Below are 26,107 nucleotides of genomic sequence, written 5' to 3' on the forward strand. Positions count from 1 at the left end.
GTCCTGGGACAACGGACGGCACGCCCGCCGTCCAGGGGAGGCCAGCCCATGGAGCACCAGCTCCGGGAGGAGGGTCGGTCCCGGCCCCTCGTGGCCGGCCGCCCTCATCTCGTCGCCGCGCGCCGCATCACCCCGCAGCACCACGGGGCAGCGACGTGAGGCGGCCGGTGCGGCGCGCAGGCGCCGGAGGGAGTCAGCCGTGGTCACGAAGGTGCTCGCAGTCCCCGACCCTGCCCCCGAGCTCGAGGGCCGCAGGACGCATGTCCTCGACACGTCCGTCCTCCTGTCGGACCCGAAGGCGATCTTCCGGTTCGCTGAGCACGACGTCGTCCTGCCGATCGTCGTGATCACCGAGCTCGAGGCGAAGCGCCACCACCCCGAGCTCGGCTACTTCGCCCGGTCGGCCCTGCGTCTGCTCGACGACCTGCGCATCGCCCACGGCGGTCTCGACACGCCGATCCCGCTCGGCACCGACGGTGGCTCCCTGCGGGTCGAGCTGGGCAAGACCGACCCGGGCGCACTGCCCGAGGGGTTCCGCCTCGGCGACAACGACACCCGCATCCTCGCTGTCGCGGCGAACCTCGCGGCCGGCGGGGCGGACGTCACCGTCGTGTCCAAGGACCTCCCGATGCGGGTGAAGGCCTCCGCCATCGGGCTGCGCGCCGAGGAGTACCGCGCGGAGCTCGCGGTCGACTCGGGCTGGACCGGGATGGACGAGCTCGAGGTGACCGAGCAGCAGATGGCCCTGCTCTGGGAGCACGAGTCGCTTGCGCTCGCCGACCTCGAGACGAGCGAGGAGAGCCCGGCGATCGGCGTCGACGTGGCCCCCGGTGGCCCGCTGCGCGGCAGGTCGCTGCCCGTCCACACGGGTCTCGTCGTGCGCTCGTCGCGCGGGTCGGCGCTGGGTCGCGTGACGCCCGACAAGCACGTGCAGCTCGTGCGCGGCGACCAGGACGCGTTCGGGCTGCACGGACGCAGCGCCGAGCAACGGATCGCGATCGACCTCCTGCTCGACCCGGAGATCGGCATCGTCTCGCTCGGCGGTCGTGCCGGGACCGGCAAGTCGGCCCTCGCGCTGTGCGCGGGCCTCGAAGCGGTCCTCGAGCGTCGCCAGCACCGCAAGGTCATGGTGTTCCGGCCGCTGTACGCGGTCGGCGGCCAGGAGCTCGGCTACCTGCCCGGGAGCGAGGCCGAGAAGATGAACCCCTGGGCGCAGGCCGTCTTCGACACGCTCGGGGCCCTGGTGAGCAAGGAGGTCGTCGAGGAGATCATGGACCGCGACATCCTCGAGGTCCTGCCGCTCACCCACATCCGGGGCCGGTCGCTGCACGACGCGTTCGTGATCGTCGACGAGGCCCAGTCGCTCGAGCGGAACGTGCTCCTCACGGTCCTGTCGCGGATCGGGGAGAGCTCACGCGTGGTCCTCACGCACGACGTGGCCCAGCGGGACAACCTCCGGGTCGGTCGGCACGACGGCGTCGCGGCGGTCATCGAGGCGCTCAAGGGTCACCCGCTGTTCGCGCACGTCACCCTGACCCGGTCCGAGCGGTCGCCCGTCGCGGCGCTCGTGACCGAGCTCTTCGAGGGCATCGAGGTCTGACCGCCGGGGAGCCGGCGGCGCGGGTCGCCCCGCGCCGCAGACCTGCAGCGGCCCGGCATCGACCGGTCGGGCGTCAACCGGTCAGGCGTCGACCAGTCGGCCGTCCGCCAACCGGACGACCCGGTCGGCGAGCTGGATCATGATCGGGTCGTGCGTCGAGACGATCGCCGTCATGCCCTCGGCCTGCACGACCGCCCGCAGCAGCGCCATGATCGCGAGCCCGGTCTCGGTGTCGAGCTGGCCGGTCGGCTCGTCGGCGATGAGCAGCCGCGGCGAGTTGGCCAGCGCCCGGGCGATCGCGACGCGCTGCTGCTGCCCGCCGGACATCTCGCCGGGTCGCTGGCGTGCGTGCGCACTCAGCCCGACGAGCTCGAGCAGGAGGGCGACCCGGGCCTCCCGCACGTCGGACGGAAGCGCGCGCAGCCGCAGCGGGATCCCGACGTTCTCGGTCGCGGAGAGTACGGGCACGAGGCCGAAGGTCTGGAACACGAACGAGACGACGTCCCGTCGGAGCGTGACCAGGCCCTTCTCCGTGAGCGCCGAGACCTCGTGACCGTCGACGGTCACGGTGCCGGCGTCCGGCCGGTCCAGGCCGCCGATCATGTTGAGCAGCGTCGTCTTGCCGGAGCCCGAGCGCCCGACGAGCGCGACGAGCTCCCCCGGCTGGATCGCGAACGAGACGTCCTGCACCGCGTGCACCGCCGCGGGGCCGGTGCCGTAGGTCTTGCCGACGTGGGAGACGACGACGATCGGTGGAACGTCGACCACGTCGCGGTCGTCGACGACGGTTCCCTGGGGTACGGCGCCGGGGGCGACCACGGGCTCAGCAGCGGTGCTCACGACGGCTCCTCGGAGGCGTTGACGAGACCGGCCGGGCGATCGGGCGAATCCGTCCGTGCATGGCGTGCGGCCTTCGGTGCGCGGTCAGGCCACACGGCGATGTGGCTCGCCTCGAGGGCGAGGCGGACCCGACCGGACAGCTCGAGCACCTCGAGGTACTCGCGCGGCAGCTGGACCCGGCCGGCGCGGTCGAGCATCGCGTACTCCTCGGCCACGACCCGCTCGGCTCCGTGCTCGTCGGTGTGCGTGCGTCGGACGACCTCCGAGCTCGTCCGGCCGTCCCGGATCGCCACGGTGCGCTCGACGTGCTCGCTCACGCCGGAGTCGTGCGTGACGATGACGACCGTCGCGCCCAGCTCGCGGTTCGCGGCACGCAGCGCGTCGAGCACCTCGTCCGACGACGCCGTGTCGAGCTCGCCGGTCGGCTCGTCGGCGAACAGGATCTGCGGCGAGTTGGCGAGGGCCACGCCGATCGCGACCCGCTGCTGCTCCCCGCCGGACATCTGCCCGGGACGTCGGTCGGCGCAGTGGCCGATGCCGAGCGCATCGAGGAGCTCCGTCGAGCGCTGCCGCCGGGCCGTGCCGCGGACGCCGGCGAGCGCCTGCGGGAACGCGACGTTCTCGACCGCCGTGAGGTACGGCACGAGGTTGCGGGCCGTCTGCTGCCAGACGAAGCCGACCATGCTGCGCCGGTAGGCGACGCGCTCCCGTCCCGTCATCGCCATCAGGTCCCACTCGCCGACGCGGACGCGGCCCGCCGTGGGGACGTCGAGACCGGACAGCACGGACAGCAACGTCGACTTCCCCGAGCCGGATGCTCCGACGATCGCGACGAGCTCCCCCGAGTCGATGAGCAGGTCGAGGCCCTGCAGCGCCTGCACCTCGATGCCCTCGGCCTGGTAGATCCGCACGAGGTTGTCGCAGGCGATGAGGGCATGCTCGCCGTACTCGCCCCGGCGCTGCCGGGCGCGACGCTCGAGCGAGTCGAGCGCCTCACGGTCGTCGGTCGACGTGCTCGTCACGGGCGGGCTCCTTCTGGTCGTGCAGGTCGCGGCGGCAGGGGTGGGGTGGTGCGGGGCGCGGGGGAGCCGAGCGGGGCGGTGGCCGCCACGTGCGCGGGGGTGCGGAGGTCGCCGCCGGGAGTCGTCATCCCTCGCCCACCCTCAGGACCTCGCCGAGGTTCTCGCGGCGCCGCACGACCGCCTCGACGACGACGCTGACGGCCAGGGCGACGAGGCTGGCCCCGATCGCGAGCAGGAACGGCCCGGCAGTGACCGCGACCGTCGCGTCGCGGACCTCGCCCGTCAGGTGGTTGAGGCCCAGCGCGCCGCCGAGGGCCAGGGGGACGCCGAGCCCGATGAGAGCTCCGGCGAGCACGCCCGAGGTCGTCAACGGCGCCAGCTCGCCGAGCGTGATGCGCCAGGTGTCGCCCCGATCGAGACCGAGCGTGCGCAGCGACGACAGGGTGCGGCCGCGCTCGGTCGAGGTGGCGACGACGGTGAGGACAAGCGCCACCGCGGCGTAGAGCGCGAGCACGAGGGCGGCGACAGCGAGGAGCGCGACGACGGACCGCACGAGGGGCGACTCGCGCAGGTGCTCGAGCCAGGCCTCGCGCTCCGTCACGACGACGCCCGGCAGTGCGCCGTCGGCACGCAGCGAGGCGACCGCCCCCGCCGCCCCGGTGCCGTCGAGCCAGGTCAGGTCCGGCTCGACCGGGTCGGGCGTCGACGGAGCCAGCGCGGTGCGGTCCACGATCACGAGCGACTCACCGGGGCGACCGATGTCGGTCGTGCCGACGACGTCGAGGTCGACGATCGCTCCCCCGACGGACACCGAGGCGCCGCGCGCAGCGACCTCGTCCGTCAACGACCTGCTGACGACGGCTCGGGGTGGGGCGGCAGCGCTCGTCGTGCTGCCGAGGCCTGCGAGCTCACCTGCGTACCGCGAGTCCTGCGCCGCGGCGATGGTGTCGAACGCTGCCGCGTCGAGTACGAGCAGCGTGACCTTGAGCCCGGAGTCGCCGTTGAACGTCCGACCTGTGAGCCGTGCCCCCGCGGCGAGCGCGGTCACCCCGTCGGCGGCCCGCAGTGTCGCGAGGGCGCCCGGCGGGACGACCCCGTCGAGGAGCACGTCGGCCCCGACTGCCTCGACGGCGGCGCGTTCCTCGCCGCGCTGCGCACTCGTGGCGGTGACGCCGGAGAACACCACCAGGCCGAGGGCGATCGTCAGGGCCAGGAGCGGGAGCCCGATGCTCCCGGTGCGGGTCGCGCGCGCCGTCGCGACGAGAGGGATGAGCCCGCGACGACGTGCGGCCGCCCGCGCCAGCACTCGGAGCACCGCCGGGAACAGGCGCAGGACGACGACGGTCGCCGCGCAGGCGAGCAGGACCGGGGTGCCGGCGAGCAGGAGGTCCACGCCCTGGGTCTGGGTCTGCTGCAACCCGCGGCCGCGGGCCGCCGACGTGGCGGCGAGCGCGAGCGCGACGACGGCAAGCTCGAGGACGGTGCGGCGGGCCCGGTGACGGCCACGGAGCCGGTCGCGGTCCTTGCGGTTGGCGGGGGAGCGCTGCCCCGTCCACGACGTCGACGCGACCCGGGCGCCACCGACCGGGACTGCGATCGCCGCGACGAGTCCCACGGCGATCCCCGGCCACCACGTCCACGGCGCGTCGCGGTCCACGAGCCACGAGCCGAGCGCGCCGAGACCGACGCCGGTCACCGCGAGGGGAACCGACTCGAGGACGAGCCGCAGCGCGACCGAGGCCACGGAGGAGCCGCGTGCCCGTTCGGCCGCGAGCAGCGACTGTCGGCGCCCGACGACGAGGCGGGCGGCGAGCAGCAGGGCCAGGCCGCCAACGGTGACGAGGCCGACGAGCAGCACCGAGGCCAGCGCCTGGGCGCCGCGCAGCCGCACCTGGAAGTCGCCCAGGACGGCGTTGAGCTCGGTCCTCACGGCTGGCGTCGAGCTACCGGCGACGGTGAGGGGGGTCGGGTTGGCGACGACGGCGCTCACTCGAGCCCGGACACGTTCGACGTCGCCCGCCGTGAGCGAGCTCCCGTCGACAGGGAACCGGTAGCTCGTCGTGATCGCGCCGGGCTGGAGCGCGAGCGTGAGGTCGGGCAGCGACTCGTCGCTCAGCAGCAGCCCGATGCTGGGCAGCGACACCACGGCGGAGCCGGGCGCCGTGGGTTCGAGGAGGCCGTCCACGGTCGTCCACAGCGGGTCGGTGCGGTCGACCGGGAGGTAGATCCCGCTCACGACGGCCTGGACGAGACCGCGGGTCGGACCCTTGAGGGTCAGGTGGTCGCCGACGTGGGCGTCGATCACGTCGGCCACCACGCGCGTCAGGCCGACCTCGACGAGGCGGGCAGGCGGCGGCGTGGGGTCCGAGGTCGTCGCGGTCGTCGCGGACGCGTCCGCCGGCGGCGGCGAGGCCTGCGGCGCCCCGCCCTCGACCCAGGTCACCCCGGCGCCCGCCGCGCTCCAGAACCAGGCGAACCTCGCCACGGCGCTCGCGTCCGCGGACCGGAGCGTCAGGCGCCCGCTGCGCACCACGGCCGACGGCTCGCCGGTCAGGGCGCCGACCTCCTCGGGGAGTCGCGCCCGCATGTCGGTGGCCGCGGTGCGCAGCTTCGTCGCGGCTGCGTCGTCGCGCGACACCTTGCCGCTCGGGCGGATCGTCGAGCCGAGGTCGGCCACGATGTCGGCCCGCGCGCCGGCGTCCCGCACCGCCCCGCGCGCCCCCTCGTCGGCGGCCTCCCCCACGAGACGGGGGCCGGTGAGGGCGAGGAACGCCGTGACCACGACCAGCACCAGCGCGCCGAGCAGGAGCCCGCGATCGGTGACGGCGCGGCGCCACGCGACACGCACCGACCCGGCGACGAGGGCGCGGGGGTTCATCGGTCGTCTCCGAGCCGCAGGAGAGAGGACGCCGCGGGACGGAGCAGAGCGACGGTCGCAGAAGTCACCGTGATGCAGATCAGCGTGACCATGAGGGCCAGCAGGGCGCCCTCGGCGGGCCAGGGCCAGCGCACGACGACGGCGGGCACGGGGCGTGCACCGTCCGCTGCGACCGTCAGCAGCGGGACGACGAGCCGGCCGAGCAGGGCGCCGAGCACGGCGCCGGCGCCGACCCCCAGCGTCCCGAGCAGCGTGTGCTCGGCGAGCACGGCCCGCAGGAGCGCCGGTCGGGACGCCCCGAGCGCCCCGAGCCGTGCGAGCTCGAGGCGCCGCAGGCGGACCGAGATCGTCGCGCTCATCGCGAACCCTGCGACGGCGAGCAGGAGCGACGCGGCCGTGGCGGTCCACAGCGCGGCCTGGACCCCGATCCGCAGCGGGCCGTCGGTGAGCGACGCGCCGAGCTCGTACCGGCTGGTCGCGGTGGCGCTGAGCTCGGTGCGCGCCACGCTCGCCAGCGTGGGGGCCTGGTCGGCGCCGACGCCGATCCACCACTCGTCGAGCAGCGGGTTGGTCCACGCTGCGGCCACGAGCGAGCGGGTCAGCAGGTCCCGGTCGACGAGGAACCCGGCGCCACGCGGCATGGACGGCAGGTAGGGCACGCCGGCGGCGATCTCCGCCCTGACGGAGCTCCCGCCGACGTCGACGAGGATCCGGTCGCCGACCTGCACGGCGAGCTTGTCGAGGAGGGCGTCCGACGCGATGATGCGCATCGCGGGGTCCTGCGTGAACGACGTCATCGTGAGGCCGGCAGTGCCGCTCAGGATGTCCGCGCTCTCGATGTCGCTCAGGGTGCTCAGCGCCAGGTCGTCGCCCGAGGTCACCTCGACCAGCACGGACGGGCGCCACCGCGACGCGAGCGACCGCGCCTGCCAGGCCGACGGCTCGAGCGGCGACGTCGTCTGGGTGTCACCCTCGACGGCGCGCAGGTCGGCGATGCCGACGCGGAACTTGATCCTGTCGGGGAGCGACACGGTCGAGGCGACCGCTGGGTCGGGCTGGTCGATGAGCTGGGACAGGAACCCGACGACCGAGAGGGGAGCTGCGAGCGGGGCGTCGGGCGTCGTCGTGAGCGGGACCGTCACGTCGTGCGGGAGGCCGTCGACCGGGAGCGTGGGCAGCCGGAAGTTGACGCGTAGCCCGTGCGCGTCCTGCACGACGACGCTCCCGAGGAGTCGCACGGTGGGCGCCGTGGGGACCGCGGCCGCTGTGACGGACAGCCGCAGCGAGGTCGGCGTGCCGGCCAGCTCGGTGCCCGTGACGACATCGGTCGGGGCGATCGACTCGAGGAGCGTGCTCCAGTCGGTTCCCGCGGGAGCGCTCCCGCGCAGCAGGCCCGCACCCGCCCGCGTGTCGAGAGCGACCATCGTGACGTTGGTGGACCCGCTCGCGAGCATGCCCGGCGCGGGAGCCTGACCGAGGGCGACGGTGCGCGTGGCGACGGGCGTGAGCGCCGTGACGCCCGGGAGGGCAGCGACGGCGGCCGACTGCTCGAGGGGGGTGGTGGCGAGCCGGTCGATGCGCACGTCGGTGCCGACCTGGACGTCGGCCTGGTCGGTCTGGGAGGCGCGCCAGGTCGCCAGGAACGACTGGGAGAACAGTCCGACGGCCACGGCGAGGGTCAGCAGCAGGACGGCGCCGGAGGCGCGCCCGGGTCGGCGACCGACCTCCCACGCCGCGAGCGGAAGGACCAGGCGTCGGCTCCGGTCCGCCAAGCGCTCGGCGACGGCGGCGACCAGCGGCAGGGCGCGCAGGGCGACGGCAGCACCGGCGAGGAGGAACAGCGCCGGCCCGGCGACGAGCACCACGTCGAGGCCGCCGCTCGCCAGCACCGGTGACTGGTACTCGCGCAGCTGCCCGTAGGCGACGACGGCGAGCACGACGAGCGCGAGGTCCAGGCCCGACCGGGTGAGCGCACCCCTGCGGTCCTGGCGCACCTGCTGCTGCTCGGCGTCCACGACGCTCGTCGACCGGCGCAGCAGCGGGCCGACGAGCACCGCCGCGAAGGCGATCGAGGCCGCCGCGCAGGTCGCCCACAGGACGCCCGGGAGGTGCGGGTCGGTGTCGAGGCCGGCGCGTCGGAAGATGCCCTGCGCGGTCGTCAGCCTGTACAGCAGCCGGGCGAGCACCGGCGCCACTGCCGTCGTCAGGCCCGCCACGAGCACGGCCTCGAGCCCGGCCAGGACGAGGACCTGGCGAGCCGTCGCACCGCGGGAGGCCATCAACGACTGCTCGGTGGCGCGACGCTCGGCGAGCAGCCGCGCTGCGAGCAGCAGCACGGTGGTCGCGAGGACCGCGAGCATGAGGCCGACGACGACGAGACTGACGCGCGTCACCGCCAGCTGGCCCTGCCCCGAGTCGATCGTCCCGGCGAGCTCGGACACGAACGTCGAGCTCGTGACGTGCCGGTCGACCGCGACGGCCACATCACGGTCGGCCGAGTCCAGACGCGCTCGCAGGGCGTCGAGCGCCGCGTGCGACGTGCCATCGATCTGGGGGTGGAGGACGACGTCGGCGCTCGTCACCTCGACGCCGCCGCCGAGCAGTGCGTCCGGGGTGGCGACGAACGGCCCGTACGCCGAGGTCAGCAGGAAGCCGAACGAACCCGGGACGGGGAAGTCGGGGTCGACGCCCGCGCCGGCGAGCAGGTCACGCGTCCACTGCGTGCGGTCGCTCGTGACGTCGTACACGCCGACGACGACGGCGCCGGCCGGTGCGAGCGTCGACGTGCTGACGAGCGGCACCTCGGTCCCGACGGCCCAGCCGAAGTGCTCGGCCGCGACGTTCGGCACGGCGACCTCGACGCGACCGGCCGTGTCGGAGGCGGCGTCGGGCCACCGGCCGGCCCGCAGGGTGGCGACGGAGTCGACGTCCGGCACGGCCGCGACGTATCCGAGCGGCACGCTCGGGCCGCCGTCGGCGGGCAGCTCGTAGGGCGGTGAGACGACCCACTCGCTGCTCGTGGTCGGCACGTCGCCCGCGACCTGCGCCAGGGCGGCCCGCGCTGCCGCGACCGCGACGTTCGGATCGTTGCGACCGATCGACATCCGGATCTCGAGGTCGGTGGCCGACTGCGGGGAGCGCGTCAGCGTGACCTCGAGCGCTCGCTGCTCGCTCGACGACAGCAGGAGGGCGAAGGCGCCCAGGAGCGTGCTGCCGACCACGGCCACGGCGAGCACGGTCGCGAGGATCGTGCGCTGCGCGACCGCTCGGCGCAGCATGATCCGCACGGACCAGGACACCAGACCCCCGACGACGTCGTCACGCCCTCCGCCTGGAGGTTCGCTCGACCCTAACGGCGCCCCGACGCTGATGGGGGTGCGTCACCGACGAGAGGTGGCCGTCCGCGGGATCGTTATCGCTTCGTGACTTCCGGGCGCGGTCGTGGGCGGACTCCTCACGATAGGGCCCGGCCGACCGATGGAGCTGGTGCAACGGAGGGCAGCTGTTGGCGATCGTCAGTCACGTCACAGCGCCGTCACCAGGAGTCGACCATGCGTCGCGGATCAGCTCGGCTGGGCTCCAGCCTGCGTCTTCAGCTCGTCGCCACCGGAGCGGGCTCGGTCGTCCTGACCGCCGTGCTGCTCACCGCCATCGGGGGTCTGCAGGTGTCCGGCCTGGCCCGGACCGCGGGCGTCGACATCGACAAGCTCACCACCGCCTCGTTGCACCAGACGTCCGACCAGGCCATGACGCTGGTCGAGACGCAGGTCGCGACGGTCCAGGACCGGATGGAGTCCCAGCTGCGGGTCGCGCAGTCCGCCTTCGCGCTGCGCGGGCCCGTCACGTTCGGTGAGCCCGAGACCTGGTCCCTGAAGAACGCGACCACCGGCGAGACCTCCGACCTCGCGCTGCCGCGCATGCTGGTCGGTGGCGTGGGCTTCGGCCAGAACGCCGACCCCGCGACCCTCTCGCCGGTCGTCGACGGCATCGCCGACCTGCTGGGCGCCGCGACGACCGTCTTCCAGCGCGTCGACGAGGCCGGCACGATGCTGCGCGTCGCGACGAACGTCAAGACGGCCGACGGCGCTCGGGCCATCGGCACCGTCATCAGCCCGGTCGCCGCCGACGGCACCCCCAACGCCGTCATCGCGGCGCTCCTGTCAGGCACGACGTACATCGGCAACGCCCAGGTCGTCGGGCAGCCGTACGTCACGGCGTACGCGCCCCTCATGGACGGCAGCAAGGTCGTCGGCGCGCTGTTCGTCGGGACACCCCAGTCGACCGTCGACGCTCCGCTGCGCACCGCGCTCGCGACCGTGAAGGTCAGCGACCACGGCTATCTGACGGTCCTCGCGGCCGACGGGTCCTGGGTCGTGCCGCCGCCCGGCGCGAGCGAGGGTCCGGCGCTCGACGCGGTCGACGCCGACGGAACGCCGTTCGCGCAGCGCCTCATCGACGCCGCAGCCGGGCTCGACGCCCACGCCGTGGCCGCCGAACGGGTCGACCTCGCCACCGGCGGTGCCGCGAAGGTCGAGGTCAGCCGCTACGCCCCGTGGGGCTGGACCATCGCCGCGTGGGGGTTCGACGCGGACCTCCGGGCCGTGCCGGACCGCCTCGACGCGGGGACGTCACAGCTCGTGCGCACGCTGCTCCTCGCCGGGTTCATCGTCGCCGCGCTGGCGATCGGGGTCGTGGTGCTGACGTCGGGACGCATCGTGGCGCGGGTCGGGCGGCTCACCCAGGCCCTGCGTCGTGTCGCGGCACGTGACCTGTCCTTCGACGTGCGCGGCGAGGGTCGCGACGAGATCGGGGTCATGGGCGACGCCGTCGGCGAGGCGATCGACGGCATGCGCGCCGCGATCGGTCGGATGCAGGCCGGTGCCGACGCGATGCAGGCCACGGCCGGTCGGCTCGAGGGCTCGAGCGGCACCCTCGAGGGGGTCGCCGGGCAGACGGTGGCCCAGGCCGACGAGGCCGCCCGCAGCGCGACCGTCGTGAGCTCCGAGCTGCAGGCGGTCACCGCCGCGATGACCGAGATGCGCGCGTCGATCGAGTCGGTGGCGCACGACGTCAACGCGGCCTCGGGCGAGGCGGACCGCGCGGTCGGTGCGACGGCCGAGGCTGCGGTCATCGCGGCGCGGCTCGGCGACTCCTCGTCGCAGATAGCCGCCGTCCTGGACACCGTGACGTCGATCGCCACGCAGACGCACCTGCTCGCCCTCAACGCGACCATCGAGGCGGCCCGCGCGGGCACGGCGGGCCGGGGGTTCGCCGTCGTCGCCGGCGAGGTCAAGAAGCTGGCCGAGCAGACGTCCGCCGCGATCGGGACCATCGAGCCGGTGCTCGCAGCCGTCTCACGCGACGCGGCCGACGTCCGGTCCGCGGTCGAGCGGATCTCGCTGTCGATCGCGACCGTCGACGAGCACCAGTCGTCCATGTCGGTCGTCGTGGAGCAGCAGACCGCCACGACCGGGGAGATCGAGCGCAACCTCATCGTCGCGGCCGACAGCTCCACCGACATCGCCCAGAGCGCCGGGGCCGTCGCTCAGGCCGCGTCGCAGTCGTTCGACAGCGCCGCCGAGGTGCGGCTCGTCGTCGGGGAGCTGAGCCGGGTCGCCACCGAGCTGAACGCGGGCGTCGAGGAGTTCACGCTCGTCTCCCGCTGACAGGCCGGGGCCGGGAGCGGCTCAGACCGGCTTGCGCGTCATGCTGAGCACGTCCAGGGCGCTGTCGAGCTGCGCCTCGGTCACCTCGCCGCGGGCGACGTAGCCGAGGTCGACGACGGCCTCGCGCACGGTGATGCCCTGCTTCACGGAGTGCTTGGCGATCTTCGCGGCCGCCTCGTAGCCGATGACGCGGTTGAGCGGAGTGACGATCGACGGGGACGACTCGGCGAGCGCGCGGGCCCGCTCGACGTTGGCGGTGATGCCCGAGACCGTCTTGTCGGCGAGCAGCCGCGTCGCGCTGGCGAGCAGCCGGATCGACTCGAGCACGCCGAGCGCGATGACGGGGATCTGCACGTTGAGCTCGAACGAGCCGCTCGCGCCCGCCCACGCGACCGTCGCGTCGTTGCCGACGACCCGGGCGGCGACCATGAGCACGGCCTCGGGGATCACGGGGTTGACCTTGCCGGGCATGATCGACGAGCCCGGCTGCAGGTCGGGGATCGAGATCTCACCGAGGCCCGTGTTGGGGCCCGAGCCCATCCAGCGCAGGTCGTTGCAGATCTTCGTCAGGCTCACCGCGATCGTGCGCAGCGCACCCGAGAGCTCGACGAGGCCGTCGCGCGCGCTCTGCGCCTCGAAGTGGTCGCGCGCCTCGGTCAGGGGCAGGCCGGTGTCCTCGACGAGCAGCGCGATGACCCGCTGCGGGAACCCGGCGGGGGTGTTGATGCCCGTGCCGACGGCCGTGCCGCCGAGGGGGACCTCGGCGGCCCGGGGGAGCGCGGACTCCAGGCGCTCGATCCCGTAGCGGACGGCCGCCGCGTAGCCGCCGAACTCCTGCCCGAGCGTGACCGGCGTCGCGTCCATGAGGTGCGTCCGACCGGACTTCACGACCTCCGCGAACTCCGTCGACTTGGCGCCGAGCGCGCCCGCGAGGTGCTCCAGCGCCGGGATGAGGTCGCGGACGACGCCGGCCGTCGCGGCGACGTGCACCGAGGTCGGGAACACGTCGTTCGACGACTGCGAGGCGTTGACGTGGTCGTTCGGGTGGACCTCGCGGCCCAGGCGCGCGGTCGCGAGCGTCGCGATGACCTCGTTGGCGTTCATGTTCGACGACGTGCCGGAGCCCGTCTGGAAGACGTCGATCGGGAAGTCGCGGTCGTGCAGGCCCGCAGCGACCTCGTCTGCGGCGGCGACGATCGCGGCCGCGAGGTTCGCGTCCAGGACCCCGAGCTCGGCGTTGGCGAGGGCGGCGGCCTTCTTGATGCGGGCGAGGGCCTCGATGTGGCTGCGCTCGAGGCGCGTGCCCGAGATGGGGAAGTTCTCGACCGCCCGCTGCGTCTGCGCGCGGTACAGCGCGTCCGCCGGGACGCGCACCTCACCCATCGTGTCGTGCTCGATGCGGAAACCGGGACCCGTCGTTGCGTCGCTGCTCATGGGCGGCATTCTTGCATCGCCTCGGGTCGCTGACTCGACGCGTCCCGCGACCGATGCCTCGGCGGGGTGGACGCAGGTCGGCCGCCTGCGGCTCAGGCGCCGATGTCCCCGAGCGTCTCGGCGAGGTGCACCCGACCGTCGGCGAGCGTGTACTCCAGGCCGATGATTGCGCATCGGCCCTCGTCGACGGCGGCCGCGAGCGCAGCCGAGTAGCCCCGCAGCATCTCCACCGTGTGCCGCACGTGCTCGTGGCCGAGCTCCGCCGCGGAGAGCGAGGCGATGGCGCGCCGGTCCTCGCCGCCCGCGATGTTGACGATGCTCGGGATGACGCGGTCGACGATGGCGCGCACGAAGCCCCGCGGCAGCTCACCGGTGGTCAGCGCCGTGGTCGCTGCTGCGACGGCGCCACAGCTGTCGTGGCCGAGCACCACGACGAGCGACGCGCCGAGCAGCTCGACGCCGTACTCGATCGAGCCGATGACCGTCGTGTCGAGCACGTGGCCCGCCGTCCGGACGACGAAGACGTCACCGAGCCCCTGGTCGAAGATGATCTCGGCGGCGACGCGGCTGTCGGAGCACCCGAAGATGACGGCGAACGGGTGCTGCTCCTCGCTGAGCGACGCCCGGTGGTCGATGCCCTGCGAGGGGTGCTCCATCGCCCCGCGGACGAACCGGTCGTTGCCGTCGCGCAGCGCGGCCCACGCCTGTGCCGGTGTGAGGGTCATGTCAGCCCTCTCCCAGCTCGACCGACGAGGGCGGGTTCGCGCCCGCCCGCGACACGGTGATGGCCGCGATGCGCGCGCACCGGGCGAGCACGTGCTGGAGCGTGGCTGCGTTCACGTCGGCGAGGGCCCCGCGGCGGTCCGCGCCGAGCAGGCCGGCGGACCAGAGCCCGTCGATCAGGCCGGCCATGAACGAGTCGCCCGCGCCGACGGTGTCGGCGACCTCGACGCGCGGGGCCGGGACGGCGAGCCGCACACCCGCGGCGGTGCAGGCGAACGCGCCGTCGCCGCCGTGCGTCACGACGACGAGGCCGGGCCCGAGGCGTGCCCACTCCTCGGCGATGTCGCTCGGCGCGACACCGGGGTGCAGCCACTCGAGGTCCTCGTCGCTGACCTTGACGACGTCCGACAGCGCCACGAGCGCCTCCACTCGCGGACGTGTCGCCTCGGGTGTGCCCATGAGCGCGGGCCGCAGGTTGGGGTCGTAGGTGATGGTCGACGTCGTGCGGTGCTCCGCGACGAGCCGGAGGACTGCCGACCCTCCCGGCGCGAGCACCGCCGCGATCGAGCCCGTGTGCACGACGATCGGGGCGACGTCGGGTTCGTCCCAGTGCGTCGGCAGGTCCCAGACCAGGTCGAAGTCGTAGGTCGCGACGCCTGCCGCGTCGAGGTTCGCGGTCGCGACCGAGGTCGACGCCGGGGACGTGTCGCCCGTCAGGACCCGCACGGCGGAGGCCTCGAGGTGACGGCGCACCGCGTCGCCGCGGTCGTCGTCGCCGAGCCAGGTCAGCAGGTCGACACCGCGCCCGAGCCGGCCCAGCCCGATCGCGACGTTCATGGGGCTGCCGCCCGGGTGCTCCGCGACCGAGCCGTCGGTGCGGCGCACGACGTCGACGAGGGCCTCACCGACCACCAGCGCCCGGGGGCGACCGTTGCGTTCGCCGCGTCGTCGTGGGTCATCGCGCACCGCCCGGCTGCTGCGCGTCGGCATCGGTGTCGGCTGCGTCGGCAGCGTCCTGCGTCGCGGAGCCGTCCCCGCGCGACGAGTCCAGCCGTCGCCGCGCGCCGTCGAGCCACTCCTGGCAGCGGGCGGCGAGCGCCTCTCCGCGCTCCCACAGCTCGAGCGACTCCTCGAGGCTCGCGCCGCCCGCCTCGAGCCGGGCCACGACGGCCACGAGCTCGTCCCGGGCCTGCTCGTAGCTGAGCCCCGTGAGGTCGATGGCGTCAGGTCGCGGGCTCGTCGGCTCGCTGCGGACTGGCTGGGTGGGTGCGGGCTGGGATGCTCCCGCTGAAGGCTTCGTCGGCACGCGCACAGTCAACCAGTCGGCGCCCACGCCGGGCGACCCGGGCCGCGGTCGGCGCCGCCTCCCGCTGGCTTCCGGCGAGGTGGCTACCTCCCGGAGACCGTCGCGTGCAGCTCCCCGCGGGCGACCCGCACCCGGAGGGCGTCACCCGGGCTGACCTCGGCCGGGTCGCGCACCACCGCGCCGTTCGCCCGCTGGACGACCGCGTACCCGCGCTCGAGCGTCGCCGCCGGCGAGAGCGCACGGACCTGCGCGGCGAGCCGGCCGCACTGCCCCGCCGCACCGGTCAGGACCCGGTCGAGCGCGTTCCCGGCGGCGACCCGCAGGCGGTGCACCTCACGCTCGCGTCCGTCGACGAGCGTGGCCGGTGTCGCGAGGACGGGTCGGCTGCGCAGCGCGTCGAGACCGGCCTGCTCGCGCGCGAACCGGTGCGTGAGTGCCGCTCGCATCCGCGACCTGGCCTGCACGAGCCGGGCCCGCTCCTCGGAGACGTCGGGCACGATGCGCTTGGCGGCGTCGGTCGGGGTCGACGCGCGGTAGTCCGCGACCAGGTCGAGCAGCGGCGTGTCGGTCTCGTGGCCGATGGCGCTGACCAGCGGCGTCCGGCACGCGGCGGCGACCCGGACGAGGGTCTCGTTGCTGAACGGCAGGAGGTCCTCGACTGCGCCGCCGCCGCGCGCCACGACGATGACCTCGACGCGCGGGTCGGCGTCCAGCTCCGCGATCGCGGCACTGACCTGCGGTACCGCGCCGACCCCCTGCACGGCGACCTCACGGATGACGAACTCGACCTGGGGCCAGCGGGCCCGGGCGTTGACGACCACGTCGTGCTCGGCCTTGGACTCGCGTCCGCACACGAGACCGACGACGCGGGGGAGGAACGGCAGGGGGACCTTGCGGTCGGCGTCGAACAGGCCCTCGGCGGCGAGGACCCGCTTCAGGTGCTCGATCCGGGCCAGCAGCTCGCCGACGCCGATCGCCCGGACGTCGTCCGCGCTGAGCTGCAGCGTCCCGCGCTTCGTCCAGAACACCGGCTTGGCGTGGACGACGACGTGGGCGCCCTCGGCGAGCGGCGTCGCGGCGGCCGCGAGGACGCCGGCCGTCATGGACACCGGGAGCGACATGTCGGCGTCGGTGTCCCGCAGCGTGAGGAACGCGATCCCCGCGCCGGGCCGCCGGTTGAGCTGGACGATCTGCCCCTCGACCCAGACAGGTGACATCCGAGCGACGTAGTCGGAGATCTTCGCCGACAGCAGCCGGACCGGCCAGGGCCGCTCGGCGGTCGTCTCGATCGCCTTCTCGGGCAGCGCGCCCACCGTGTGATCCGTCACGCCCCCACCCTGTCATGCGGGTGGGACAGCCCCTCGCCGGCCGCGTCGCCCGCCGAGGGCAAGGGTGGGGGAGGCCTCATCGGCACCGTTGTCTAGACTCAGGGGGTGAACCCCGGTACCGAGCCCCTGCGCCGCAAGCGCGTCCTGCTGGCGGCACCGCGCGGCTACTGCGCCGGTGTCGACCGTGCGGTGATCGCCGTCGAGAAGGCGCTCGACCTGCACGGCGCACCGGTCTACGTGCGCAAGGAGATCGTCCACAACAAGTTCGTCGTCGAGACGCTCGCGGCGCGCGGCGCGATCTTCGTGGACGACACCGACGAGGTGCCCGAGGGCGCGCGCGTCGTGTTCTCGGCCCACGGGGTCTCTCCGGCGGTCCACGCCGCCGCGGCCGCCCGGTCGCTCGTGACGATCGACGCGACGTGCCCGCTCGTCACGAAGGTCCACAAGGAAGCGGTCCGGTTCGCGTCGGACGACTACGACATCCTGCTCATCGGTCACGCGGGCCACGAAGAGGTCGAAGGCACCCAGGGTGAGGCGCCCGCGCACATCCAGGTCGTCAACTCGCCCGACGAGGTCGACGCGGTGACGGTCCGCGACCCCGACAAGGTCGTGTGGATCTCCCAGACGACCCTGTCGGTCGACGAGACGATGGAGACCGTGCGTCGGCTGCGCGAGCGGTTCCCGACGCTGCAGGACCCGCCGAGCGACGACATCTGCTACGCGACGCAGAACCGGCAGGTCGCGGTCAAGAAGCTCGCTCCGGAGTGCGACGTCGTGCTCACCGTCGGTTCTGCCAACTCGTCGAACTCGGTCCGCCTCGTCGAGGTGGCGCTCGACTCGGGCGCGCGCGCGTCGTACCGCATCGACACCGCCGCCGAGATCGACCCGGCCTGGCTCGAGGGCGCGACGACGGTCGGTGTCACGTCCGGCGCGTCGGTCCCCGAGATCCTCGTGCGGGACGTCCTCGCGAGCCTCGCAACCCACGGCTTCGCCGACGTCGAAGAGGTTCGCACCGCGACCGAGGACCTCATGTTCTCGCTCCCGCGGGAGCTGCGGGCCGACCTCAAGAACGCCGGGACCCCCGTCGAGCGTCCGCGGCGCGAGTCCCGTGGCGAGCTGGGTGTCCAGCCCGTCTGAGGCGTCAGCCCATCAGCACCACCGTGTACCCACCGACGACGGCGCCCTGCTGCTGCGCTGTGACCCGGTAGACGTGGGCCTGTCCGGGCGGTGGTGGCGCGTCGCCGGTCGCGAACATGACGTGCGCGTCGTCGCCGGTCGCGGTGATGGGGCCGGTCCCGCCGAGCTGGCCCGGAGCGCCGAGCGTGAGCGCGCCGGTCCCGACGGCCTGCCCGGGGAACTGGCCCCTGACACCGCCGTGCAGCTGGAGCCACGGCATCGTCGTCGGGGCGTGCCGCGCGACCGTGATCGTCGCCGCTTGCCCGAAGAGCTGCCCGACCGAGAGCTTGACCGGGCCGCCCTGCGACGTGCCGGCCGGCACCACGTGGATGTTGCGCTGGCCGAGGTGACGGTTGATCGACGCGTCCCACTCCGGAGTCGTCAGCGGGTCGGCGCACACGTCCCACGCGCGCACCAGCAGGCACTCGTGGCCGCCGTTGAGGTACGTCGCCGCCCAGCTCTCCGGGCACTTCACGACCTTGTGGCAGTCGGGCTCGCCGCGCTTGCCGAGCCAGGTGACGGTCGAGCCGATCAGGTGCGCGCCGACAGGGTTGAAGCCCAGGGACGGGTCGCACCAGTAGAACTCGACGATCACCTCCCGCGCGGCCTGGTGGCCGAGGTTCCAGACGTGCGCGTACACGGTGTTGTCGGCGCCCGCGAGTGCGGTCTGGCCCAGCTGCGGCGGGATCGCCGGGGCCACGGCAGGGTGCACGCCCGCCAGGATGTAGACGTCCGGGCTCTCCCAGAACGGTCCGACGACCGGCCGGGTCCCGGTGTCGCCGGGGTGGGCCCGCAGGAACAGGTAGGGCAGCCCCATGTCCTTGCGGTCGCCGGGCCAGTGGCCCCTGCCGGGCGGGTGGTGCAGGTCGCCGGGCGTCAGGGGGTCCCCGAGACCGCCGTCGTTCGTCCCGGGGTGTCGCGTGGGGCGTCCGCCGGGTCCGTGCCCGCCGTGCCCGCCGCCGTGATCGTGACCGTGCCCGCAGCCACCGTGCCGAGCGTCATGGCCGCCGTGCCGGTGGCAGTCGCTGCACCCGCAGTCGCACGGGTCGCCGACGAGCTCGATGACGGCCTCGACGAGTCGGGTGACGGCCTGGGTGCGGCAGCCGCAGCGACACCCGTCGGGGTGCCGGTCGTCGTGCCCTCGGTGCTCGTGCTCGTGGTCGTGCTCGTGCGTGTCGTCGTCGTGGTGCGACATCACTCGTCCCCCCTCGCGGTGTCGAGGTAGCGCGTGCGGATCGGCTGCTGCATGGCGTCGGGTGATGCGCCGTGCCAGTCGGGGCTGCCCTCGGACTCCACGACGGGCTTGGCGTACGGCTGGTGCCGCCCGTTCTCGCCGGTCGTGTCCCCGCGGATCCAGTCCCAGCAGCGGTAGCCGTACCCGCGGTCCGCGTCGAGGTTGAAGTCAGGGACAGGCCCGAGGTCGGGGTCGAGGATGCGGCCCATCAGGTAGGCGCTGAAGGGGATGGCGTCACCGAGCGGGCTGTGGTCGGTCGCGGGGTCGCGCCCGATCGCCTGCTCGTTGAGCGCGTCGGTGACTGCGGGGGCCGTCGCGCGCTCGTACGCCGCGCGTTCGCCGGGTGCGACGGGCTTGTCGGTCCGGAAGAACACGTCGTGCGGCAGCGCGCCGCTCGGGTAGGGACCGGAGACGGTCCGACCCTCGTGGGTCCCGAGCAGCTTGTGCACCCGCGCCTGGGTCCGGCGGTCGACGCCGGCGTGGTCGAGCTCGGCCTGCACGTCCGAGACCTCGGTGGGGGTGACGTAGAGCTGTCCGTCGGGTCGCCGGGACAGGATCGGGTAGGCCCACGGGCGGTGGAACTCGTCGGCGTCCTCGCTGCCGAGCTGGCGCGGGCGGACCGGCAGGAACGGGTACTGGTCGTTGCGCGGGTTGGTCGGCTCGATGATGAGAGACGGGTCGCGGTCGAGGTTGCCGAACGGGTCGGTCGCGTCGGCGAGGGCCTGCAGGAACGCCTGGTCGACGGTGTTGCCGAGCTGGATGAGGGAGTGGTCGATCTCGTTCGGCTGGACGAGCTCGCCGTCCTTGCTGAGCTCCCCGTGCGGGAGCACGAACCCCGTGTGCGCCAGGATCTCGTGGGTGTTGTTGACGATGTCCCAGGCCCACATGGCCAGCTGGTACAGGCCCCACCGGATCGGGTAGGTGCCGGGGCTCAGCACCGCCTTGATGAGGTCCCCGACGAGCTTGGCGATGGCCTCCGCCTCGTGCGCGAGCCAGTCGAAGAACGACTTGATCGCCGAGCAGACGTCCTGCAGCGGGTCGCCGCTGCTCGGCCCGAGAAGTCCGGCACGCTCGCGAGGTCCTCGAAGTCGCTCGCCGGAGGCCAGATGATGACGTCCGGCTTCGTGGGCTTGTCGAGGTCGAAGCCACCCCAGAAGGACAGCCGGTAGAAGCTGATCATGAACCGGTAGGACGTCTGGACCTGCCACGGCAGCGGGTAGCCGTGCGGCACGTCGAAGCCCGGGTCGGGGGCGACGGCCGCGAGCACGTCGTCGAGCGGCTTGTCGAGGTGGATGCCGGCGTCGTCGAGGATCTTCTGGAGCTTGCCCTTGATGCCGCCGAGCCCTGACTGGAACAGCCCGCCGCCGAGGTTCGCCGGCTCGGCGGAGTCGCCGTCGTGGTACGTCGCGATGAGGGCGCGCACGATGCCGTCGGCGAGCCAGGCAGGCATGAACCCGTCCTGGTCGACGGCGTCCTTCGCAGCCGCGTGGTCCTCGGGCAGCGTCGCCGGCCGCGTCCAGCCATTGGGGTTCTCGTCGTCGAGCGCGACCGCGTACACGAAGGCGCTGCGGGACAGGTCGGGGTACACCTCGTTCGCCGCGAGCGGGTCCGACGCCAGCAGGCCACCGTCGCCCGCCTGGCGGTAGTTCCAGGCGTCGATGTGGTTCTCGATGAGGTGGTGGCGCTGCCAGTGGGTGCGGAACGGGCCGCCGCACTGCTCGTTGACGAACGAGTGGTCGATGGTGTCGGTGCCGAGGTGGGCAACCCATCCGAGGTTGAACGCCTGGAACTGCTCGAGCTTCTCCGCGTCGCCGTCCTCGTCGAACTGGCGCTGGGCCTCGAGGAACAGGTTGCGCGCCATCTCGGTGGTCTTGCGGTAGTGCAGCATGTCGCTCCACACGAACGACTTCTCGTCCCAGCCGGCGCGCATCTTCAGCGAGAACCACGAGAAGATGTCCGCGAACGTGAGCAGCTCCTCCTCGGCGACCTGCGTGAGGGCGGTGATGAGCTCGTCGATCGCCTGTCCGGCGGCGCTGAGGATCCCGCCCGTGAGGTCGTCGAGGATCTCGGTCGCCGTGTCGACGATCGGACCGATCGTCTCGTCCCAGACCTTGACGAAGTCGTCCCAGATCTTCTTCAGCTTGACGAGCAGCCGGACGATGCGCGCGAACGTCTGGTCGACCTCGGCGAGGATCACCAGGAGCGGCTCCCACTCCTCGTCCTTGGCCTTGTCGACCCAGTAGTAGACGGCCATGGCGAGCATGATCAGGTCGTCCTGGAACTCGAACGCGGCCAGCGGTCCGCTGCCGTAGTCCTGGCAGAAGAAGAACAGGTCCGGGCCGATCGCACCGATGTTCGTGTAGACGGGCCACGTCGTCATCACCGCGCTGCAGCGGGCGGGATCCAGGCCCTGGAGGCCGCCGAAGATGCCGGGGACGTCCTCGCCGCTGTCGAGGGGGTTGAAGGACTCCTGGTGCGCGAGCCAGTCGGCCAGCTGTCGTGCGGTGTAGACGTGCGTGAAGTGTCCAGGCACAACGTCCTCCACTCATCGATGAGGTGGCCGTGCGCCGGACGAACCGGCGGACCGCCGTGCGACAAGGTGAAGGAGTGCCCGGACTGTCGACTGATACGTCGACCGACTCGCCCGACGGTCAGACGCGCCAGTCGTAGCTGTAGACGCCCACGAGCGTCAGGCCTGAACCCTTGCGGACACCGGGGCCGAGGCGCGCGTCGTGGTCGTACACGAGGACCAGGCCGGTGTGGTCGTCGTCGCGCAGCCGGCCGAGGTCGAGCGCAGCGGCGTCGGCGAACGACTCGCCCGCCGAGTAGCCGAGAAGCTCGGTGAGAGGGTCGTCGGGGTCCTCGGCGAAGCCGTCGACCTCGAGCACGTCGACGTCGACCCCGACCAGCCCCGAATCGGCCTCGAGGGCGTTCGCATCGTCGCCCGCCTCGACCGGCACGCGGTACCGGTCGAGCTGGTCGACGGGGAGGGTGGTGAGGAACACGCTCACGACGCCGGGCGCCGCCGTGGTCCCGGCGGAGTCGGTGCCAGAGTCGGTGACATCGGTCATACCACCATCATTGCGGGTAGAACGGGCACTCAGGGTGCCTTCTCACGAGCCGGATGCGGCCGAGGTGCTGGGGGCGAGGTCGTCGAGCGCGACGACCTGCTCGGTCGCCGAGGCCACGAGCTCGGGCGCGCTCACCGCCGAGAGCTGGGGATTCGCGGTCGCCGGCGTGGGCAGGTCGCCGTCCACGACGTTGAGGTCGGCGAACCTCCGGGCGCTGACGAGCACGCGCGTCTCGAGCGACGAGACGGTCTGGTTGTACGCACCGGCTGCGGCATCGATCGCCCGTCCGAGCTTGGCGAGGTGCAGACCCATCGTCGCGAGCCGACCGTGCAGCTCCTTGCCGAGGGTCAGCACCGCCTGGGCGTTCGAGGCGAGCGCGTCCTGCCGCCACGCGTAGGCGATGGTGCGCAGCAGCGCGAGCAGCGTCATCGGGGAGGCGATCACCACGTTGCGCTCGAACGCGTACTCGACGAGGCCGGGGTCCTGCTCGAGCGCCGCGTGCAGGAACGACTCGGCGGGGACGAACATCACGACGAACTCGGGTGCCGGGGCGAACTGGTCCCAGTACCGCTTGCCCGCGAGGTCGTCGATGTGGGCGCGCATGTGGCGGGCGTGCGCAGCCAGCCGCTCGACGCGGACCCGCTCATCGGTCGTCTGCGTCGCCTCGAGGTAGCCCAGGAACGCCACCTTGGCGTCGACCACGACGTTCTTGCCGCCCGCGAGCCGCACGACCATGTCGGGGCGCAGGAGCCCGTCGTCGGTCCGCACCTGGCTCTGCTCGACGAAGTCGACCTGTGCGAGCATCCCGGCCGACTCCACGACCCGGCGCAGCTGCAGCTCTCCCCACCGGCCGCGCACCTGGGACGAGCGCAGCGCCATCACGAGCTGCGCTGTCTCGCTGCGCAGGTGCTCGGACGACTCGCGCATCGCGCGGACCTGCTCGCCGAGCGCCGCGTGCCCCTCGAGCCGAGCCTTCTCGGCGGTGGTGAGCTCGGTCCGCACCGCCTCGAGCGTCCGGGTCAGCGGCTCGACGAGGGCCTTGACCGCCTGCTCGCGCTGCGCGAGCTCCCCGACCTGGGTCTGCTGGCTCGCGGACAGCCGCTGATGGGCGAGCGCGAGGAACTGCTCGTTGTTGTTCGCGAGGGCGTCGGCGGCGAGCGCGCGGAACTGCTCCGACTGGCGCTCGTTGTCGGCGGCGAGGGCCGCCAGCCGTTCGGCGTGCGCGGCACGCTCGGCGTCGAGCCGGGCTCGCGACTGCGCGGCGTCGACCTGGGCGGCGCGCAGCCGGTCGCTCGCCGCCGACGCCCGGGCCATCCAGCCGACGAGCACGCCGACAGCGACCCCGATGAGCAGCGCGGCACCAGCAGTCCAGAGCTCCATGCCACGCAGCCTGCCAGGCACGTCCGACAGCCACCCTGGTCAGCACCGACGAGCGGCACCGCGAATCGCCTCGCCTGGCAGGTCGGGCCGCCTATCCTGGCCCGATGCCCCTTCCCGACGTCTCGGTGCCGCCCGCGCTCGAGGTCCGGGGCCTGTGGAAGAAGTTCGGCGACAAGATCGCGGTCGTGGGCGTGGACCTCGTCGTGCCGGTCGGGTCGTTCTACGGGCTCGTGGGCCCCAACGGCGCCGGCAAGACCACGACGCTGTCCATGGCGACCGGCCTGCTGCGTCCCGACTACGGCCAGGTCCTGGTCCAGGGCCGCGACCTGTGGGCGGACCCGATCGGGGTCAAGGCGCTGCTCGGCGTGCTCCCCGACGGCGTCAAGCTGTTCGACCGGCTCACCGGCGCGCAGCTCATCACGTACGCCGGCCTCCTGCGGGGCATAGACCGCGAGACCGTCGCAGCACGCACGTCGGACCTCCTCGCGACGCTCGACCTCGCGGCGGATGCCGACACGCTCGTCGTCGACTACTCCGCGGGCATGTCGAAGAAGATCGCCCTCGCCTGCGCTCTCGTGCACGCGCCCCGCCTCCTCGTCCTCGACGAGCCGTTCGAGGCCGTCGACCCCATCTCGGCCGCCAACATCCGGGACATCCTCACGGACTACGCCCGCTCGGGCGGGACGGTCATCGTGTCCTCCCACGTCATGGACCTGGTCCAGCGCATGTGCGACCACGTCGCGGTGATCGCCGCAGGTCACGTGCTCGCCGCCGGGCCGGTCGACGAGGTGCGTGCGGGCGAGACGCTCGAGGACCGGTTCGTCGAGCTCGTGGGCGGTCGCTCGAACGGAGAGGGCCTCGCGTGGTTGCGCACCTCGTCCGACTCAAGCTGAGGCTGCTCCTCAACGGTCTGCGACGCAGCGTCTGGCAGGTCGTCGGGCTCGTCGTCGCCGCGCTGTACGGGGTCGCGATCGTCACCGGCGCGCTCACGGGGCTGGTGGTGCTGAGCACGCAGGACGCGGAGTTCATCCGGACCGTCCTCGTGCTGGCAGGCGGGATGCTCGTCCTCGGCTGGTGGGTCCTGCCGGTGCTCGCGTTCGGCGTCGACGAGACGCTCGACCCGGCCCGGTTCGCCACGTTCCCGATCCCGCGCCGGCCCCTGCTCACGGGCCTCGCGCTCGCGGGCGTCGTGGGGGTGCCGGGTGTGACCACCGCCCTCGTCGCGCTCACGACGACCGTCACCTGGCGTCAGCACCCCGTCGCCGTGCCGTTCGCGCTCGTCGGCGCGGTGCTCGCGCTCGCGACGTGCGTCGTGGGCGCACGCGCGACGACGACGCTCCTCGCCCCGCTCGTGACCCGTCGGCGGTTCCGGGAGGTGGTCGCGGCCGTCGTGCTCCTGCCGCTCTTCCTGCTCGGCCCGATCCTCAACGTCCTGGCGCGGGGGATCGCCTCGGCCGAGGACGTGTGGCCGAGCATCGCCCGGGCGGCCGGGTGGACCCCGTTCGGCGCTCCGTGGGCACTGGCCGCCGACGCGGCCGACGGCGAATGGGCCGCCGCCGGGCTCAAGGTCGTCATCAGCGCGGCGACCCTCACGGCGCTGGTGGTCGCGTGGTCGTGGGGTCTCGACGCGACGCTCGTCCGGGGGACCGGGCGCGGCCGGACGCGCACCCGGACGCACGGCCTCGGCTTCTTCGGACGGCTTCCGGCGACCCCGACGTTCGCGGTCGCCGCGCGCAGCCTCACCTACTGGGCGCGCGACCCCCGGTACGCGATCAGCGTCGCGTTCGTGCCCTTCGTGCCGGTCGTGCTGTGGTTCGCCTTCGGTGGCGGTTCGGCGATGCTCGCGGTCGGTCCGGTGGTCGCCTACATGCTCGGCTGGTCGATCTCCGCGGACGTGGCGTACGACGGGACGTCGTTCTGGATGCACGTCGCGGCCCCGATCCGCGGCCGGGTCGACCGGACCGGCAGGGTGCTGGCGGCCGGGCTGCTCGGCGTGCCCGTCGTGGTCGCGATGACCCTGCTGTCGATCGCCGTGGCCGGCCGGTGGGACGCGGCCGCTCCGATCCTCGGCGTCGCGCTCGGCCTGCAGACCTCGGCGCTCGGGGTCGCCAGCGTGATCTCGGCGCGCGTCGTCTACCAGGTCCCCCAGGTGGGGGAGAGCCCGTTCTCGTCCAAGCAGGGCGGCTCGACGGCCTCGCTCGTGACGCAGACCCTCGGCGGGCTGGTGCTCATCGTCCTGGTGCTGCCGGAGGTCGCCCTGGGCATCGCGGCGGTCGTGACCGGCTCGGCGCTGCTCGGTGTCCTGGCTCTCGTCGTCGGCGTCGGCCTCGGGGGGACCTTGCTCGTCGTGGGTGTGCGCCTGGGCGGCGACCTGTACGACCGACGCGCCCCGCAGCTCCTCCAGACGCTCGTCTCGTTCGCCTGACGGCGGGCGGGCCCGCGGGCGCCC

20 protein-coding genes are annotated in these 26,107 nt (G+C 73.4%); 6 read left to right on the forward strand and 14 right to left on the reverse strand.

All coding sequences use genetic code 11. From position 1 onward, the window contains the following. The first annotated feature begins 211 nt into the window (after positions 1–211). Positions 212–1,600, forward strand: a complete 1,389-nt coding sequence (locus DDP54_RS11675) for a PhoH family protein (RefSeq protein WP_242448462.1) — start codon at positions 212–214, stop codon at positions 1,598–1,600. Positions 1,601–1,681: 81 nt separating this feature from the next. Here the strand turns inward: DDP54_RS11675 and DDP54_RS11680 are convergent, their stop codons facing one another. The 4 genes from DDP54_RS11680 to DDP54_RS11695 all read right to left on the reverse strand — a co-directional run bounded on the left by DDP54_RS11680 (position 1,682) and on the right by DDP54_RS11695 (position 9,639). After that, positions 1,682–2,368 carry an ABC transporter ATP-binding protein gene (locus tag DDP54_RS11680; protein WP_109132557.1) on the reverse strand — a complete coding sequence of 229 codons (687 nt, stop codon included), beginning with the start codon at positions 2,366–2,368 and terminating at the stop codon, positions 1,682–1,684. Between the two features lie 68 nt (positions 2,369–2,436). Further along, positions 2,437–3,369 carry an ABC transporter ATP-binding protein gene (locus DDP54_RS11685; RefSeq protein ID WP_242448463.1) on the reverse strand — a complete coding sequence of 311 codons (933 nt, stop codon included), beginning with the start codon at positions 3,367–3,369 and terminating at the stop codon, positions 2,437–2,439. A gap of 217 nt (positions 3,370–3,586) precedes the next feature. After that, a complete protein-coding gene (locus DDP54_RS11690; protein ID WP_109131876.1) occupies positions 3,587–6,340 on the reverse strand; it encodes an FtsX-like permease family protein in 2,754 nt (917 codons plus the stop codon). After that, the gene (locus tag DDP54_RS11695) at positions 6,337–9,639 is read right to left on the reverse strand and encodes an FtsX-like permease family protein (RefSeq protein ID WP_109131877.1); all 3,303 of its coding nucleotides are present in this window, start codon (positions 9,637–9,639) and stop codon (positions 6,337–6,339) included. The genes DDP54_RS11690 and DDP54_RS11695 overlap by 4 nt, the downstream gene beginning before the upstream one ends. A 252-nt stretch (positions 9,640–9,891) precedes the next feature. Here DDP54_RS11695 and DDP54_RS11700 point away from each other — a divergent pair, with 252 nt between their 5' ends. Beyond that, the gene (locus tag DDP54_RS11700) at positions 9,892–12,006 is read left to right on the forward strand and encodes a methyl-accepting chemotaxis protein (RefSeq protein WP_109131878.1); all 2,115 of its coding nucleotides are present in this window, start codon (positions 9,892–9,894) and stop codon (positions 12,004–12,006) included. 21 nt (positions 12,007–12,027) lie between these two features. Here the strand turns inward: DDP54_RS11700 and DDP54_RS11705 are convergent, their stop codons facing one another. From DDP54_RS11705 to xseA, 5 genes are all read right to left on the reverse strand, one after another. Then, positions 12,028–13,440, reverse strand: coding sequence for a class II fumarate hydratase (locus DDP54_RS11705; protein ID WP_109131879.1), 1,413 nt, complete (start codon positions 13,438–13,440; stop codon positions 12,028–12,030). A gap of 92 nt (positions 13,441–13,532) precedes the next feature. After that, positions 13,533–14,165, reverse strand: a complete 633-nt coding sequence (locus DDP54_RS11710) for a carbonic anhydrase (RefSeq protein WP_109131880.1) — start codon at positions 14,163–14,165, stop codon at positions 13,533–13,535. A 1-nt stretch (position 14,166) separates the two neighbouring features. Further along, positions 14,167–15,129 carry a carbohydrate kinase gene (locus tag DDP54_RS11715; RefSeq protein ID WP_242448372.1) on the reverse strand — a complete coding sequence of 321 codons (963 nt, stop codon included), beginning with the start codon at positions 15,127–15,129 and terminating at the stop codon, positions 14,167–14,169. Beyond that, complete coding sequence (locus DDP54_RS11720) at positions 15,119–15,382, reverse strand: exodeoxyribonuclease VII small subunit (protein WP_109132558.1); 264 nt, start codon at positions 15,380–15,382, stop codon at positions 15,119–15,121. The genes DDP54_RS11715 and DDP54_RS11720 overlap by 11 nt, the downstream gene beginning before the upstream one ends. 170 nt (positions 15,383–15,552) lie before the next feature. After that, entirely contained in the window at positions 15,553–16,797 is a 1,245-nt protein-coding gene (xseA, locus tag DDP54_RS11725) for an exodeoxyribonuclease VII large subunit (RefSeq protein WP_109131882.1), read from the reverse strand. Between the two features lie 105 nt (positions 16,798–16,902). On the opposite strand from xseA, the gene DDP54_RS11730 reads away from it, so the two are divergent. Beyond that, entirely contained in the window at positions 16,903–17,934 is a 1,032-nt protein-coding gene (locus DDP54_RS11730; protein ID WP_109131883.1) for a 4-hydroxy-3-methylbut-2-enyl diphosphate reductase, read from the forward strand. A 4-nt stretch (positions 17,935–17,938) separates the two neighbouring features. On the opposite strand, the gene DDP54_RS11735 is transcribed toward DDP54_RS11730, so the two are convergent. Beyond that, positions 17,939–18,790 carry a hypothetical protein gene (locus DDP54_RS11735; protein ID WP_109131884.1) on the reverse strand — a complete coding sequence of 284 codons (852 nt, stop codon included), beginning with the start codon at positions 18,788–18,790 and terminating at the stop codon, positions 17,939–17,941. A gap of 123 nt (positions 18,791–18,913) precedes the next feature. Here DDP54_RS11735 and DDP54_RS11740 point away from each other — a divergent pair, with 123 nt between their 5' ends. Then, positions 18,914–19,198: a hypothetical protein gene (locus DDP54_RS11740; RefSeq protein WP_146192421.1), complete on the forward strand. Its 285-nt coding sequence runs from the start codon at positions 18,914–18,916 to the stop codon at positions 19,196–19,198. On the opposite strand, the gene DDP54_RS11745 is transcribed toward DDP54_RS11740, so the two are convergent. From DDP54_RS11745 to DDP54_RS11760, 4 genes are all read right to left on the reverse strand, one after another. Beyond that, positions 19,168–20,145, reverse strand: coding sequence for a hypothetical protein (locus DDP54_RS11745; protein ID WP_109131886.1), 978 nt, complete (start codon positions 20,143–20,145; stop codon positions 19,168–19,170). The two genes, DDP54_RS11740 and DDP54_RS11745, sit on opposite strands and share 31 nt — an antisense overlap. Beyond that, a complete protein-coding gene (locus DDP54_RS11750) occupies positions 20,139–21,740 on the reverse strand; it encodes a hypothetical protein (RefSeq protein WP_146192422.1) in 1,602 nt (533 codons plus the stop codon). Before DDP54_RS11750 ends, DDP54_RS11745 begins: the two co-directional genes overlap by 7 nt. A gap of 118 nt (positions 21,741–21,858) precedes the next feature. After that, positions 21,859–22,278, reverse strand: a complete 420-nt coding sequence (locus DDP54_RS11755; protein WP_109131888.1) for a hypothetical protein — start codon at positions 22,276–22,278, stop codon at positions 21,859–21,861. Positions 22,279–22,320: 42 nt separating this feature from the next. Next, positions 22,321–23,658 (reverse strand): DNA recombination protein RmuC, encoded by a 1,338-nt coding sequence (locus tag DDP54_RS11760; RefSeq protein WP_109131889.1) that lies wholly within the window; start codon positions 23,656–23,658, stop codon positions 22,321–22,323. Between the two features lie 104 nt (positions 23,659–23,762). Between DDP54_RS11760 and DDP54_RS11765 the strand changes: the two genes are divergently transcribed. Together DDP54_RS11765 and DDP54_RS11770 are read left to right on the forward strand one after the other, a co-directional pair. Beyond that, positions 23,763–24,551, forward strand: a complete 789-nt coding sequence (locus DDP54_RS11765) for an ABC transporter ATP-binding protein (protein WP_109131890.1) — start codon at positions 23,763–23,765, stop codon at positions 24,549–24,551. Continuing rightward, positions 24,521–26,083, forward strand: coding sequence for a hypothetical protein (locus DDP54_RS11770; protein ID WP_109131891.1), 1,563 nt, complete (start codon positions 24,521–24,523; stop codon positions 26,081–26,083). Before DDP54_RS11765 ends, DDP54_RS11770 begins: the two co-directional genes overlap by 31 nt. The last annotated feature ends 24 nt before the right edge of the window (positions 26,084–26,107 follow it).

The sequence above is a fragment of the Cellulomonas sp. WB94 genome (assembly GCF_003115775.1).
Lineage (GTDB): Bacteria > Actinomycetota > Actinomycetes > Actinomycetales > Cellulomonadaceae > Cellulomonas_A.

What these genes read in the sequence shown, in the direction of transcription:
- DDP54_RS11690 (WP_109131876.1), bottom strand. Translation starts at nt 6,340, where the DNA reads ATGAACCCCCGCGCCCTCGTCGCCGGGTCGGTGCGTGTCGCGTGGCGC.
- DDP54_RS11700 (WP_109131878.1), top strand. Translation starts at nt 9,892, where the DNA reads ATGCGTCGCGGATCAGCTCGGCTGGGCTCCAGCCTGCGTCTTCAGCTC.
- DDP54_RS11705 (WP_109131879.1), bottom strand. Translation starts at nt 13,440, where the DNA reads ATGAGCAGCGACGCAACGACGGGTCCCGGTTTCCGCATCGAGCACGAC.
- DDP54_RS11710 (WP_109131880.1), bottom strand. Translation starts at nt 14,165, where the DNA reads ATGACCCTCACACCGGCACAGGCGTGGGCCGCGCTGCGCGACGGCAAC.
- DDP54_RS11735 (WP_109131884.1), bottom strand. Translation starts at nt 18,790, where the DNA reads ATGGGGCTGCCCTACCTGTTCCTGCGGGCCCACCCCGGCGACACCGGG.
- DDP54_RS11755 (WP_109131888.1), bottom strand. Translation starts at nt 22,278, where the DNA reads ATGACCGATGTCACCGACTCTGGCACCGACTCCGCCGGGACCACGGCG.
- DDP54_RS11760 (WP_109131889.1), bottom strand. Translation starts at nt 23,658, where the DNA reads ATGGAGCTCTGGACTGCTGGTGCCGCGCTGCTCATCGGGGTCGCTGTC.
- DDP54_RS11765 (WP_109131890.1), top strand. Translation starts at nt 23,763, where the DNA reads ATGCCCCTTCCCGACGTCTCGGTGCCGCCCGCGCTCGAGGTCCGGGGC.